The sequence below is a fragment of the Paraburkholderia sp. genome (assembly GCF_036488505.1).
Lineage (GTDB): Bacteria > Pseudomonadota > Gammaproteobacteria > Burkholderiales > Burkholderiaceae > Paraburkholderia.
On the sequence record NZ_DASXHN010000459.1, the window covers coordinates 1 to 13,582 of the forward strand.

The following is a 13,582-nucleotide window of genomic DNA, read 5'->3' on the forward strand; positions in this document are numbered from 1 at the left end:
TCCGCGCGGAGCTGCATCAGGTGAGCGTGCAGATCGTGTCGCTGATGGCGCCTTATCTGCGCGGCCGCTCGCGGCAGATTTTCGACGACCTCGTGTCGGGCAAGCTGCCCAAGCGCGAGTTTTACGACTACCTGCCGCCCAAGGAAGGCGCCGCGCCCCGCAACGAACCGAAGGACGTTTGAGCATGAAGTCGGTGTGTGTGTATTGCGGCTCCTCCAACGGAGTCAAACCGTTGTATTCAGAAGCTGCGCGCGCCTTTGGCCGCGCACTGGTGCAAGCCGATCTCGCGCTGGTCTACGGCGGCGGCAAAGTGGGCCTGATGGGTGTGATCGCCGATACGGTGATGGCCGAAGGCGGCCGCGCGATCGGCGTGATTCCCGAGCTGCTGGTCAACAAGGAAGTCGGCCATAACGGCCTGACCGAGCTGCACGTGGTGCCCGACATGCATCAACGCAAGAAGATGATGGCCGAGCTGTCCGACGCGTTCGTCGCGATGCCTGGCGGCGCGGGTACGCTCGAAGAACTGTTCGAGGTCTTCACGTGGGCGCAGCTCGGCTACCACGGCAAGGCGATCGGGCTGCTGAACGCGGGCAACTTCTACGAGCCGCTGATCCAGTTGCTGCGACATACGGTCGATCAAGGCTTCATGCGCGAGACCTATGTCAACATGCTGCAGATCGACGCCGATCCCGTCGCGCTGATAGGCAAGCTGCGCAACTATCGGCCGCCCGCGCGCGACAAGTGGGCGATTCCGGTTCAGAGCAACGCGGTCTAGGCATCGGACGCGCATGAACCCGCGCATGAATGCCGCGCGGCCCGTGTGAAACGTATCCACGCGTCGCAGGTCAGCCGCAGCAGAGCCGCACGCGATCCATCCGCCCTACCACGAGGTTTCCATGACGAAAGCTGTTCTGATCACCGGCGGCAGCCGCGGCATCGGCCGCGCGAGCGCGCGCCTGCTTGGCGCGCGCGGCTGGTGCGTCGGCGTGAACTATGTGCGCGACGTGGCCGCCGCCGCGCAGACGGTTGCCGAAGTGGAACGCGCGGGCGGCCGCGCGGTGCCGATTGCCGGCGACGTCGCGAATGAAGCCGATGTGATCGCGATGTTCGATACGCTGCAGCAAAGCTTCGGGCGGGTCGATGCGCTCGTCAACAACGCCGGAATCGTCGCGCCGTCGAGCCAGCTTGCGGACATGGACCTCGCGCGTCTGAAACGCGTATTCGACGTCAACGTGCTCGGCGCTTATCTGTGCGCGCGCGAAGCGGCGCGCCGCATGTCGACGCAGCGCGGCGGCGCCGGTGGTGCGATCGTCAACGTTTCGTCGGCGGCCTCGCGGCTCGGCTCGCCGAACGAGTACGTCGACTACGCGGGCTCGAAGGGCGCGATCGACACGATGACGCTCGGCCTCGCGAAGGAACTCGGCCCGCAGGGCGTACGCGTGAATGCGGTGCGCCCCGGCCTGATCGACACCGAGATTCACGCAAGCGGCGGCAAGCCCGAACGCGCCGCGCAGCTGGGCGTCACCACGCCGCTCGGCCGCCCCGGCAGCGCGGACGAAGTGGCCGAGGCGATCGTCTGGCTGCTCAGCGACGCGGCATCGTATGTGACCGGTTCGCTCTTCGACGTAGCCGGCGGCCGCTGAGCGGCGGCACGCGTGCAGCGCAAAGCGCGGTCCGCTCGGGCCGCGCTTTTTTACTTTGTCCTCAGTTCATTCCGCTGTCGTTGCGCGCGTTGCGCCGATCCGGCCGGAAGTCAACACACGCACGCAGACACCGTCCGCGTGTCGCGTCCGTCTGTAATGTTCAGTAAGAGAGCGGCGCTACAATCATTCGAATCGCATAGCTCCGCGAGCGAAGCAAGCCAGAGCGAATAAGTACGCGACCTACGTCGCCGTGTACGCCGAAAAGAGACTTCCATGCCAGACAAGCAGTTCGCGCGTTGGCGCGCGCGGAGAACCGCCGCGCCAACAGCTTCGATGCCGGCCACCACTGCCGGCACCGCGCGCGAGCGCGCGCTTCGCGGTTCGTCCACTGAGAATATCTCCGGCACGGCGCCCCGCGCGGCACACGCGGCGTTGGATGACCACGCCGCACGAGGCGGCTGCAGCGGTTACGCGGCCGATGCAACCCGCGCGACGGACAGGCCCCACCCAACGCACCAATCGGCCTCGGCCCGCCCGGCCGCCCCGGCACCCACGTCCCAGGCAACCGACAGCGCCCACGCCGCCGGCACGGCGACACCGCCGGCCGAGCGCGGGCTGCAGCGCTGGGGCGCGCTCGCGGCGAGCCGTCCGTTGCGATGGATCGTCGCACTGGCGATCCTGTGCGCGTGGCTGCTGCCCGGCACGCTCGGCCACCAGCCGTGGAAGCAGGACGAAACCTATACGTTCGGTATCGTGCAGCACATGCTCGAGACCGGCGACCTCGTCGTGCCGACCAACGCGGGCCAGCCATTCGTCGAAAAGCCGCCGATCTACGACTGGATCGCCGCCGGCCTTGCGTGGATGTTGGGCCGCTACCTGCCGCTGCACGACGCCGCGCGCCTCGCGAGCGCGCTGTTCGCGGGCCTCACGCTCTACTACACCGCGCGCGTCGCGCGCCACTCGGCCGGCGCGTCAAGCTGGTTCGACCTGCGCGTGATCGGCACACTCGCGCTGTTCGGCGGCACCCTCGCCGTCGTCAAGCACGTGCACGACATGATGACCGACGTCGCGCTGATGGCGGGCGCCGCGCTCGGCTTCTGCGGACTGTTCGAGCTCGTGCTCGCGCATCTACGCGATGCGGCTGCGCCTTCTCCATCGTCTTCAGCGGGGCCGACCGAATCGCTCGACGCGCGCGCCCGGCGTCGCGAAGCGCTGAGCGGCGCGGCGATGCTCGGCGCGGGCGTCGGCGTATCGCTGCTGGCGAAGGGCCTGTTCGTGCCACTCGTGTTTGGCGCGAGCCTGTGCGCAGTGCTCGTGCTCTATCCCGCGTGCCGAAGCCGCAGCTTCGCGGGCGCACTCGGTATCGCTGCGCTGATGTTCGCGCCGTTCGCGCTGATCTGGCCGATCTGTTTCTATCTGCGCTCGGCGGCGCTCTTCAAGGTATGGCTGTGGGATAACAACATCGGCCGCTTCTTCGGCTTTTCGGTCGCCGAGCTCGGCTCCGAAAACGATAGCCGTCTGTTCGTGCTGCGTAGCGCGCTGAGCGTCGGCTTCCCGGTGGTGCCGCTCGCTGTGGCGGCGCTCGCCGGTGGCGGATGGCGGCGCTGGCGCGATCCGCGCGTCGCATTGCCGGTGATCTTCGCGGGCATCGGCTTCGCCGTGCTGCAAGCGTCGGCGACGGTGCGCGAGCTATACATCCTGCCGTTCATCGCACCGCTTGCGCTGCTCGCGATGCAGGGTATGGAAAGACTGCCGGCGGGCATGCATACCGTCTGGGACATGACGAGCCGCGTGCTGTTCGGCAGCGTCGCGTCGCTGGCGTGGATCGTCTGGTTGATCATGGCGAGCCCGGCGCATACGCATGCGTCGCTGCATCGACTCGGCCGCTGGCTCCCGCTCGACTGGGTGTTGCCGATGCAACCCGTGCTGATCGCCGGTGCGTTGCTGCTGACGTTCGGCTGGCTGTCGCTGCTGCCGTCGTTCAGGTACGCCGGCAGATGGCGCGGCGCGCTCAGCTGGTGCGCGGGCGCCGTGCTCGCGTGGGGGCTCATCAGTACGCTGCTGCTACCGTGGCTCGATTATGCGAAGAGCTACCGCACGGTGTTCCAGGATCTCGGCGCGAAGATAAATATCGAATGGAACGACGGCGATTGCATGGCGAGTTCCAGCCTCGGCGAATCGGAGGCCCCGATGCTCTACTACTACACGGGCATCGAGCACCGGCCGAACGAGGATTCGCGCACCACCGCCTGCACCTGGCTAATCGAGGAGAGCCGGCGCAACAACCCGCGGCGGCCGCCCGGCGACTGGCAGCTGTTCTGGTCCGGCTCGCGGCCCGGCGATTCGGACGAGCTGCTGCGGGTATTCGTGCGCACACCGGCTGCGGGCACCGTGCGCGGCAACAACTAGCGGGGCGGCGCGCGTGATTTGGCGCGAAGCGCAGCCGCAGCCGCAGCCGCGCCGCGCCGCGCCGCGACCGTCGGTCAGCATCGCGTCAGAACGACGAACCGGGCTCACTCAAAAACGCGATCTCCTCATCGGTCGATACACGCCCGAGCCATGCATTGCGATGCGGAAAACGTCCAAACCGCTCGATGATGTGCGCATGCCGCACCGCGAAGCGGTAATACGGCTTGCCGCCCGGCTCCGCGGCGAGTTCTTCGAACAGACGCAGCGACTCGTGCTGGGCGGCCAGCGTCTCGCTGTGCTCGAACGGCAGATAGGCGAACGCCCGATGGTGCACACCAGGCAGCAGACGGTCGGCGCCGCTCGCGACCATTCGCTGCGCGACCGCGAGCGCCTTGCGATCGGCGGCGAACGCACGCGCGGTGTTGCGATGGCAGTTGCGCGAGAACTGATCGAGCACGATGACGAGCGCCAGCGCGCCGAGCGGCGAGCGCTGCCATGCATCGAGCGCGCCCGCGTTCGCCGCGTCGATCAAATCGCCGAAGCGTTCGCGCAGCATCGCATCGACGGCGTCATTACGGGAGAACCACAGTTTGCGCTCGGTCCCGTACTCGCTCGAACCGGGTGTGCCGAACCAGCAGTCCAGCACGTCGCGTGCGCGCGCGGAAAGCGTCGCGTAGTCGGCTTCGACAGTGTACGAAGCGGTCGGCGTGTCGCGCGGCTGCGTATCAACCATTGCGGTTGCGCATCCAGTCGGCGGTTTCGAAAAACGAAGTCAACAGACGTTCGCGCAGCGGCTCCGGCAGACCGACATCCTCCATCGCCCACGCCATGCAGCGCAGCCATTGGTCGCGCTCGCCCGACGCGATCGCGAACGGCAGATGCCGCGCGCGCAGACGCGGATGGCCGAAGCGGCTGATGTAGTGATCGGGGCCGCCGAGCCAGCCGCACAGGAACCAGAACAGCTTGTCGCGCGAACCGTCGAGCGAACCCGGATGCAGCGCGCGAATACCGGCGAAATCCGCTTCGAGATCCATCAAATCGTAAAACCGGTCGACCAGTTCGCGCACGCGCGCCTCGCCGCCCACCAGCTCGAAGGCCGTCGGCTGCGCCGTGGACACTTCGTCGTTCAGATCGCTCATACGCTGCTCATCAACCACAAAAAGATCACGCGTCCCGCAGCGATTGCAACGCGGGGCGCGACAACACATGCCGCAGACTCAGCCAGCCGCCGACACCCGCGCAGGCGATGCCGGCGGCAATCCCGGCCGGCAACACCCACGGATCGAACTCCAGATAGAACTCGAACACGCGGCTCGCGAGCAGCGAGCCGACGATCTGCGCGCCGATGGCGGCCATCAAACCGGCGAGCGCGCCGACCGCGACGAACTCGGCCACCTGCACCGCGCGCACCTGACGATGTGACGCGCCGAGCGCGCGCAGCAGCGCGGATTCTCGCATGCGCTCGTCGCGGCTGCCGGCGAGTGCCGCATACAGCACCAGCATGCCGGCTGCCAGCGTGAAGGCGAACAGGAACTGCACGGCGCCGATCACCTGCTGCAACACACGCTGCACCTGGGCGAGAATCGGCCCGGTGTCGATCGCAGTGAGGTTCGGATACGCGGCGATCAAGCCGTCGATGGTCGACGCTTTAGCCTGCGGCAGATGGAAGCTCGTGATGAACGTGGCCGGGAAATCGCGCAACGCGGCCGGCGGCATCAGCACGAAGAAATTGACTCTGAACGACCCCCAGTCGAGCTTGCGTTCGCTCGTCACCGGCGCGTCGATCTGCAGGCCCGTGACGTCGAAGCGCAGCACGTCGCCCGGCTTCACGCCGATCAGCTTCGCGAGACCCTGCTCGATCGAAATCTGCGGCTTCGTGCTGTCGCCGAACCACTGGCCCGAGGTGACCCGGTTATCGTCCGGCAGTTGCGTCGTGTACGACAGGTTGAATTCGCGATCCACCAGGCGTTGCGCGTCCGCGCCCTTGAACGTCTGCGGATTGACCGCTTTGCCGTTGATCGCGACGAGCCGCCCACGCACCATCGGCGACAGCGCCGCGCCAGTGATGCCGTGCGTATGCAGATACTGCGTGACCGCGTCGCGCTGATCCGGCTGGATATCGATGATGAATTCGTTCGGCGCATCGGGCGGCGTCGATTTGCGCCAGCCTTGCACGAGATCGTTGCGCGTGATCGCGATCAGCAGCAGGCACATCAGCCCGATGCCGAGCGCGGTGATCTGCAGCGCGCTGGTGTTGCTGCGCCGCTCCAGCGACGCGAGCGCGTAGCGCCAGCCGATCCCCGCGTTGACGCGCTCGCTGCGCACGACGCGCGCGGCGGCCCATAGCGCAAGCCGTGCGATAACCGCGAACACCAGCAGCCCGCCGGCGAAGCCGCCCGCGACGATGCCGCCGAGCTTCAGCTCGCCCGCCGCGAGAATCAGCAGCCCGGCGAACAGTACGATGCCGAGCGCATACGCGGCCCACGCGGTGCGACCCGCGTCGCCCCACTCGCGGCGCAGCACCCGGACGGGCGGCACGCGCGTAAGCGGCAACAGTGGCGGCAGCGCGAAGCCGAGCAGCAGCACGAGGCCGGCCGCGATCCCTTCGAGCGCGGGCCACGGCGTCGGCTGCGGCAGCACGACGTCGATCAGTCCACCGAGCCACGTGAGCAGCGCGAGATGGCCGAGATAACCGAGTGCGATGCCCACCACGCCGCCGGCCACGCCGAGCCCGACGAATTCGAAAATGAACAGCGCACGCAGCGCGGCCTGGCTCACGCCCAGACAGCGCATCGCCGCGCAGCCGTCGAGATGCCGGCGCATATAGCGATGCGCGGCCATCGCGATCGCGACCGCCGCGAGCAGCGCGGTCAGCAGCGACACCAGCGTGAGGAAATGGCCCGCGCGATCGAGCGTCTGGCGCACCTGCGGCTGGCCATCGTGCAGCGATTCCAGCGCGACGCCGCGCATCTTGCCGCCGTCCACACGGTCATGCGCGAACTGCGTGAAACGCGCGAGCGCATCGTCCGAGCCGGCGACCAGCAGCCGGTACGTCACGCGGCTGCCGTACGTGATCAGACCGGTCGATTGCAGATCGTCCGCGCGCAGCATCAGGCGTGGCGAGAAGTTGACGAACGAAAAGCCGCGATCGAGTTCGCGCGTGATCAGCGCACCGATCGTGAAATCGCGGCTGCCTACTTTGACCTTGTCGCCGACCTTGAGCTTGAGCGCGTCGAGCAGCTGCTCGTCGACCCATACGGTGCCCGGTGGCGGAATCGACGCGGCCGGATGATCGGCCGCGCCGGGCGCCGGCGCGATCCGCAACGCACCGCGCAGCGGATAACCCGGCGACACCGCCTTGACGGCGGCGAGCCGCGACACCGGCTGCGCGCCGGTCGTATTGATCATGCTCGGGAAGATCGCCGTGGTGGCGGTGTGCAAGCCGAGCGCGTGCGCCTCGGCGGTGAATTGCGGATCGACCGGATGGTCGGCGCGGACGATGAAATCGGCGGCGATCATGCGCCGCGCGTCGCGCTCGAGCCCCTGATGCAACCGGTCGGCGAGAAAACCGACGCTGGAGAGCGCCGCGACGGCCAGCACCAGTGCCAGCAGCAGCATCGTCAGTTCGCCGGCGCGCCAGTCGCGCGCGGTCATGCGAACGGCCTGGCGCAACAGATCCGCGCCGCCGAGCCGGCGCGCCGCGCTTAGATCGACGCGCGTGCTGGAATCTGCACTGGCGCCCTTGCTCGAACCACGTAGTGCTTCACTCAATCGTGCCTGCTCCTCGCAAATCGCGACACCATATGCGTGGCCATCCCGCGAAAGCCGCCCTGGACGCCACGCCATAGCCGCGGCAACGCCCATGCCGCGAGAAACAGAAAGCCTACCATCAGCATCAGAAACGCGAGCGGCACGAACAGCGCCAGCAACATGCCGCCGAACACCAGACCATCCTCGGCGGTCGACGTCACGACGTTCGACACCGGCTCCGGCGACAGGTTGATCAGCGCGCGCGTGCCCGCCTTCGCGAGATGCGCGGTGCCGGCGAGTGTGCCGCCGGCGAGCGCGGCGACGGTCAACAGCGCCGGATCCGCGTGGCCGAGCGCACCGGCGGCCAGCAGGGCGCCGGCCGGAATGCGGATAAAAGTGTGAATCGCGTCCCACAGCGAATCGAACGCGGGGATCTTGTCGGCCAGGAATTCGGCGAGCGTGAGTGCCGCGGCCGCGCCGATCACCCATGGCGAGGACAGCGCGGATAGCGTGTCGGGCAGGTGAATGAGGCCGAGACGTTCGAACACGCCGGCCAGCAGCACCGTCAGATAGAGGCGCAGACCGCTGCCCCATGAAAGGCCAGCAGCAAGCGAAAGGGATTCAAGCATGGCCGCCTCCACACGCTTTGCGCGGGCCAGGCGCCGCGACGGGAAATAAGCACGAGCTCCGCGCCGAAGTCGTCAGACTCGCCTGGCCGGCCGCGCCAGCCAGGCCGCGGAAAATGTCGGATTGTTGCTGTCTCATTATAGCCACGTTGATTCGCAGCCCGCAGCGCCGCGAACGAGGGTGTGGCGCAGTTGGTAACGCCCGCGGAACGCCCACGCCGGCAACGCGGGCGGGCAACGCTCGCCGGCTCAACGGTATCAGTGGCCGGACGCCAGCTTGAGTCCGACGAGGCCGATCACGATCAGCGACGCACTGGCCACGCGCGCGACAGTCAGCGCTTCGCCCATCATCACGACGCCGAACACGAACGCGCCGACCGCGCCGATGCCGGTCCAGACCGCGTACGCGGTGCCAAGCGGCAGTTCGCGCATCGCGATCGCGAGCAGCACGAAGCTGCCGAGCGCGGTCACGAGCGTGAAGACGGACGGCCAGAAACGGGTGAAACTTTCGGAAGTCTTGAGACCGGCCGCCCATGCGACTTCGAGCAAGCCGGCGATCAGAAGAAGAAACCAGGACATCAGACAGCCCCATGAAAAAATGGGGCCGTCCCCGATGATCGATGCGAGCGCAAGGTCGTCCTTACGCCGGGCGATTATAGCGAAGCGGGCTTCAAAGCGCGCCGAGCAGCCGGTAGCCGACCCCCGTCTCGGTCACGATATGCTCAGGCTGCGCCGGGTCGCGCTCCAGTTTGCCGCGCAGATGCGCCATATAAATGCGCAGGTAGTGATGGCTCTCGACATGCGACGGCCCCCACACGTCGCGCAGCAGTTGCCGGTGCGTGAGCACGCGTCCGGCGTGGCGCACCAGCGTCGCGAGCAGCCGGTATTCGATCGGCGTCAGATGGATCGCGGCGCCGTCGCGCGTGACCTGGCGCAACGCCAGATCGACGGTGACCGCGCCGAAGCGCACCTGCGGCGATTCGTTCGCGCCGCCGTGGTTGCGCCGCCGCAGATGCGCGCGAATCCGCGCGAGCAGTTCGGACACGCCGAACGGCTTGGTCAGGTAGTCGTCGGCGCCGGCGTCGAGCGCGGCGACCTTCTCGCTTTCCTGGGTACGCGCGGACAGCACGATCACCGGCAGTTCAGTCCAGCCGCGCAGCTCGCGGATCACGTCGAGCCCGTCGGTATCGGGCAGCCCGAGATCGACGATCACGAGATCGGGTTGGCGGGTGGCCGCCTCGACGAGCCCCTGCTTGCCGGTTTCGGCGTCATGCACAGTGATGCCCTCGCCTTCGAGCGCGCTGCGTACGAAACGGCGAATCTGCTTCTCGTCTTCGATCAGCACGACGGTGATGCTCGGCTCACTCATGAGTGGGTTTGGCTAGCGGATGGAGGTCGGGACCGAGGCTGGCGGCGGCGCTTTCGTCTTCCAGCGTATCAGGCGCGTCGGGTGGTGTGTTGACCGGCAGCGTGAACCAGAAGCGCGCGCCTTCGACGCGGCCGTCCGCCGCCACGCGGTTCGAAGCGCCGATCGCGCCACCGTGCGCGTCGACGATCGCGCGGCAGATCGCGAGCCCGAGACCAATGCCCGGTTTCGCCGATTCCTTCTCGCCGCGCGTGAACTTCTCGAATACACGGGCTTCCATGCCGGCGGGCAAACCGGGGCCGTCGTCATCGACGGTCACGCGCACGAACGGCGCGCCGTCCGTGTCGATCCGTTGCGCGCCGATCGCGAGCGGGGTGCCGGCCGCGGTGTACTTCGCGGCGTTCTCGAACAGATTCGAGAACAGCCGCTCCATCAGCACCGCGTCCAGATGCAGCAGCGGCAAATCGGCAGCCAGCGTGACCCGCACCGGATGGCCCGCCAGCACGCGCTTGCATGCCCGCAATGCGGCGCCGACGGTTTCCTCGAGCAGCGTCCATTGCTGGTTCAGTTGCAGGCTGCCGGCCTGCAGCCGCGCCATGTCGAGCAGATTCGTGACGATGCCGGTCATGCGCAGCGCCTCTTCGTGAATCGCGTCGACGAGTTCGTCACTGCGTTGCGCGGCCGATAGCGTGGCCGGGGGCGAACCGCACGCCGCCGGGGATTGCGCGCCGGGTTGCCGCGCTTGTGCCGATGCGTCAATGGGCAAGTCAGCGGGCACGTCAGCCAGCGCATCAGCCGACGCTTCGGCCGGCGCTTCAGCCGCCGCGCCGCCTCGCGCATCGATACGCGCCGCCGCCTGTGCCTGCCGCGTCTGCGCGAGCATCGACGAAAAGCCGACGATCGTCGTGAGCGGCGTGCGCAGATCATGCGAAATCGCCGATAGCAGCGAGTTACGCAGCCGCTCCGACTCCATATTGACGAGCGCGTCGCGCGCGATATCGACGTAATGCACGCGTTCGAGCGCGAGCGCGATCTGCGCGGCGAACGCGTCCAACATGCGCCGCTGCTCGGGCACGCTCAGCTCGCGCTCGTCGCGCACCGCCACCGCGAGCACGCCGCGCGTGCGCATCGGCGCTTTCAGCGGCAGATACAGCGCGGCAGCGGCAGGTAGCGTGTCGGTGCCGTGGCCGGCCGGCTTCTGCTGATCGTAGACCCACTGGCCGACATCGAGATCGAGCTGCTCGCCTTCGAGTGTGATCGCCGCATCCGGGTCGTCGATCTTCTGTTTGACCCGATCGGCGCTGTCGGGCAGCAGCACCGCCACGCGCGCGCCGAACACCTCGCTCACATGCCGGCTGCCGATGCCGACGATCTGCTCAGTGGTCAGCGCGGCAGCCAGCTCGCGCGCCATTTCATACATCGCGCCGGTGCGCCGCTCGCGGCGTCGCGCGACGCTCGCCTCGCGGCGCAGGCTTGCAGTCAGATGGCTGATCACGAGCGACGTCAGCAGCATGCCGAAGAAGGTCAGCAGGTACTGCGTATCGGACACCGACAGCGACATGCGCGGTGGCACGAAGAAGAAGTCGAACGCGGCGACGCTGAAAAACGACAGCACCACGCCCGGCCCGCGGCCCAGCTTGACCGCGGTGAAAATCACGCCGAGCAGATACAGCATCACGAGGTTGGTCAGATCGATGCGGTCGATCAGCTGGCTCGACAGCAGCGTGATGCCGGTGCCGATCGCGAGCGCGAGCGCGTATGCACGCGGCGGCGAACGGCGCTCGCGGGCCGCGCTCAACGCGTCGCGCCAGGCGTTGGCGGTCGTGTTCAACAGACGCCGTTGCGCGCCGCCGTCGCGCTCGGAAGACACCCCAATTAGCGTGAGATCGAGATCGCCGCTTCTCTCGGCGATGCGCTCGCCCAGCGGCTTGCGCAACCAGCGGCTCATACCGGTGCGCGACGACGCGCCCGCCACCAGCTTCGACACGTTGCGCGCCTGCGCGTAGCCGATCAGCGCGCCCGGCGCGTCGGTGGCCGCGAGAGTCGCGGTTTGCGCGCCGAGTTCGGCGGCCAGCTTCAGCGCGTTCAGCGTGCGTTCGCGGCGCGCATCAGGCAGCCGCTGCAACGCGGGCGTCTCGACATAAACGGCGAGCCAGTCGGCCTTCAGGCTCGCGGCCAGCCGCGCCGCCGAGCGCACCAGCGCCGGCGCCTCGGGACCCGGCCCGACGCAGACCAGCAGCCGCTCGCGCGCCTGCCAGATGCGCTCGATCGAACGGTCGGCACGATACTCGCGCATCTGCGCGTCGACGCGATCGGCGGTGCGGCGCAGCGCGAGCTCGCGCAGCGCGATCAGGTTGCCCTTGCGAAAGAAGTTGCGGACCGCGCGCTCGGCCTGCTGCGCCATGTACACCTTGCCGTCGCGCAGCCGCTCGAGCAGTTCCTCGACCGGCAAGTCGACCAGCGTGACTTCGTCGGCATGATCGAACACGCGGTCCGGTACCGTCTCCCACACGCGAATACCGGTGATGTGTCCGACCACGTCGTTGAGGCTTTCGAGGTGCTGCACGTTGAGCGTCGTGTACACGTCGATGCCCGCGTCGAGCAGTTCGTACACGTCCTGCCAGCGCTTCAGATGGCGCGCGCCCTGCACGTTCGAATGCGCGAGTTCGTCGACCAGAATCAACTGCGGCTTGCGCGCGAGCGCCGCGTCGAGATCGAACTCGCCGAGCTCGCGGCCGCGATACGCGATGTGCGCGAGCGGCAGCACGTCGAGCCCGGCCAGCAGCGCCGCGGTTTCGCCTCGCCCGTGCGTTTCGGCAATGCCGACCAGCACGTCGACGCCGTCATCGCTGCGGCGTCGCGCGGCCTGCAGCATCGCGTAGGTCTTGCCGGCCCCCGCCGACGCGCCGAAGAAAATTTTTAGCCGGCCGCGCAGACGTTTTTGTTCGTCGCGCTGCAGTTTGTCGAGCAGTTCGTCAGGATCGGGGCGGTTCATGCTCAGGGTTTTTCGTGGACGTGCGTGCGGCGGTGTCCGCATGGTGGCACGGCCAGCGCCGGCTCGCAAACGGCAATGCGGCGCCACACGGTCTGATCGTCGTCTCTCAACCGCGCTTCATCTCGTCGAGCGCCAGATTCAGCTTCAGCACGTTCACGCGCGGCTCGCCGAGCACGCCGAACTGCCGCCCGGTCGTATAACGTTCGACCAGCGCCTCGACGTCGTTCGCCGCGAGATGGCGCGCGTTCGCGACGCGCCCGATCTGATAGGCCGCCGCGGCCGGGCTGATCTCCGGATCGAGACCGCTGCCCGAGGACGTCACCAGGTCGACCGGCACCGGCTTCGACATATCGGTGCCAGCCGCCTTCAGCGCGTCGAGGCGGCCCTTGATTTCGTCGAGCAGCGCCGGGTTGGTCGGGCCGAGGTTCGAGCCGCCTGAGCCTTGCGCGTTGTACGGCATTGGGCTCGTCGCCGACAGCCGGCCCCAGAAGTACTGCGGCGCGTCGAACTGCTGGCCGATCAGTTGCGAGCCGACCACCTTGCCGTTCTGCTCGATCAGGCTGCCGTTGGCCTGAGCGTGGAAAGCCGCCTGACCGAACGCGGTCATCACGGCGGGATAAGCGAGTCCGGTGATCGCGGTGAGTACCGCGAAGATCACGATCAGCGGACGGAGCAGGTTTTTCATGATGGGTGAGTCCCTCGGTTGTTCGATTGCGTTGCTGGTTATCGCTGGTTACCGCTGCTTATCGTTGGCTATTGCGGGTTCTCGCTGGCTATGGGTTGCTGTTGCCAG

11 protein-coding genes and 1 pseudogene are annotated in these 13,582 nt (G+C 67.7%); 4 read left to right on the forward strand and 8 right to left on the reverse strand.

Annotation, left to right across the window (positions count from 1 at the left end; genetic code table 11):
• The 4 genes and pseudogenes from VGH68_RS26485 to VGH68_RS26500 all read left to right on the forward strand — a co-directional run.
• A pseudogene (locus VGH68_RS26485) lies at positions 1-182 on the forward strand (TetR family transcriptional regulator); the annotation flags it as partial.
• A gap of 2 nt (positions 183-184) precedes the next feature.
• The gene (locus VGH68_RS26490) at positions 185-775 is read left to right on the forward strand and encodes a TIGR00730 family Rossman fold protein (protein ID WP_331606679.1); all 591 of its coding nucleotides are present in this window, start codon (positions 185-187) and stop codon (positions 773-775) included.
• A 121-nt stretch (positions 776-896) separates the two neighbouring features.
• Positions 897-1,643 carry an SDR family oxidoreductase gene (locus VGH68_RS26495; protein ID WP_331606680.1) on the forward strand — a complete coding sequence of 249 codons (747 nt, stop codon included), beginning with the start codon at positions 897-899 and terminating at the stop codon, positions 1,641-1,643.
• Between the two features lie 273 nt (positions 1,644-1,916).
• Positions 1,917-4,052 (forward strand): glycosyl transferase, encoded by a 2,136-nt coding sequence (locus VGH68_RS26500; RefSeq protein ID WP_331606681.1) that lies wholly within the window; start codon positions 1,917-1,919, stop codon positions 4,050-4,052.
• Between the two features lie 85 nt (positions 4,053-4,137).
• Here VGH68_RS26500 and VGH68_RS26505 read toward each other — a convergent pair whose 3' ends face one another.
• The 8 genes from VGH68_RS26505 to kdpC all read right to left on the reverse strand — a co-directional run bounded on the left by VGH68_RS26505 (position 4,138) and on the right by kdpC (position 13,474).
• Positions 4,138-4,785 carry a DUF924 family protein gene (locus tag VGH68_RS26505; protein ID WP_331606683.1) on the reverse strand — a complete coding sequence of 216 codons (648 nt, stop codon included), beginning with the start codon at positions 4,783-4,785 and terminating at the stop codon, positions 4,138-4,140.
• Positions 4,778-5,191, reverse strand: coding sequence for a group II truncated hemoglobin (locus VGH68_RS26510; protein WP_331606684.1), 414 nt, complete (start codon positions 5,189-5,191; stop codon positions 4,778-4,780). Before VGH68_RS26510 ends, VGH68_RS26505 begins: the two co-directional genes overlap by 8 nt.
• A gap of 25 nt (positions 5,192-5,216) precedes the next feature.
• Positions 5,217-7,823, reverse strand: coding sequence for an ABC transporter permease (locus tag VGH68_RS26515; protein WP_414696995.1), 2,607 nt, complete (start codon positions 7,821-7,823; stop codon positions 5,217-5,219).
• Positions 7,820-8,431: a DUF4126 domain-containing protein gene (locus VGH68_RS26520; RefSeq protein ID WP_331606685.1), complete on the reverse strand. Its 612-nt coding sequence runs from the start codon at positions 8,429-8,431 to the stop codon at positions 7,820-7,822. Before VGH68_RS26520 ends, VGH68_RS26515 begins: the two co-directional genes overlap by 4 nt.
• Before the next feature lie 255 nt (positions 8,432-8,686).
• Positions 8,687-9,007 (reverse strand): quaternary ammonium compound efflux SMR transporter SugE, encoded by a 321-nt coding sequence (gene sugE, locus VGH68_RS26525; protein ID WP_331606686.1) that lies wholly within the window; start codon positions 9,005-9,007, stop codon positions 8,687-8,689.
• Positions 9,008-9,098: 91 nt separating this feature from the next.
• Positions 9,099-9,797 carry a two-component system response regulator KdpE gene (gene kdpE, locus VGH68_RS26530; RefSeq protein ID WP_331606687.1) on the reverse strand — a complete coding sequence of 233 codons (699 nt, stop codon included), beginning with the start codon at positions 9,795-9,797 and terminating at the stop codon, positions 9,099-9,101.
• A complete protein-coding gene (locus tag VGH68_RS26535; protein ID WP_331606688.1) occupies positions 9,790-12,789 on the reverse strand; it encodes a DUF4118 domain-containing protein in 3,000 nt (999 codons plus the stop codon). Before VGH68_RS26535 ends, kdpE begins: the two co-directional genes overlap by 8 nt.
• 106 nt (positions 12,790-12,895) lie before the next feature.
• Positions 12,896-13,474, reverse strand: a complete 579-nt coding sequence (gene kdpC, locus VGH68_RS26540) for a potassium-transporting ATPase subunit KdpC (protein WP_331606690.1) — start codon at positions 13,472-13,474, stop codon at positions 12,896-12,898.
• Positions 13,475-13,582 lie beyond the last annotated feature (108 nt).

Coding starts and splice junctions, on each gene's coding strand:
- kdpC (WP_331606690.1), bottom strand. CDS start 13,474: ATGAAAAACCTGCTCCGTCCGCTGATCGTGATCTTCGCGGTACTCACC.
- VGH68_RS26500 (WP_331606681.1), top strand. CDS start 1,917: ATGCCAGACAAGCAGTTCGCGCGTTGGCGCGCGCGGAGAACCGCCGCG.
- VGH68_RS26520 (WP_331606685.1), bottom strand. CDS start 8,431: ATGCTTGAATCCCTTTCGCTTGCTGCTGGCCTTTCATGGGGCAGCGGT.
- kdpE (WP_331606687.1), bottom strand. CDS start 9,797: ATGAGTGAGCCGAGCATCACCGTCGTGCTGATCGAAGACGAGAAGCAG.
- VGH68_RS26505 (WP_331606683.1), bottom strand. CDS start 4,785: ATGGTTGATACGCAGCCGCGCGACACGCCGACCGCTTCGTACACTGTC.
- VGH68_RS26490 (WP_331606679.1), top strand. CDS start 185: ATGAAGTCGGTGTGTGTGTATTGCGGCTCCTCCAACGGAGTCAAACCG.
- sugE (WP_331606686.1), bottom strand. CDS start 9,007: ATGTCCTGGTTTCTTCTTCTGATCGCCGGCTTGCTCGAAGTCGCATGG.
- VGH68_RS26495 (WP_331606680.1), top strand. CDS start 897: ATGACGAAAGCTGTTCTGATCACCGGCGGCAGCCGCGGCATCGGCCGC.
- VGH68_RS26535 (WP_331606688.1), bottom strand. CDS start 12,789: ATGAACCGCCCCGATCCTGACGAACTGCTCGACAAACTGCAGCGCGAC.
- VGH68_RS26510 (WP_331606684.1), bottom strand. CDS start 5,191: ATGAGCGATCTGAACGACGAAGTGTCCACGGCGCAGCCGACGGCCTTC.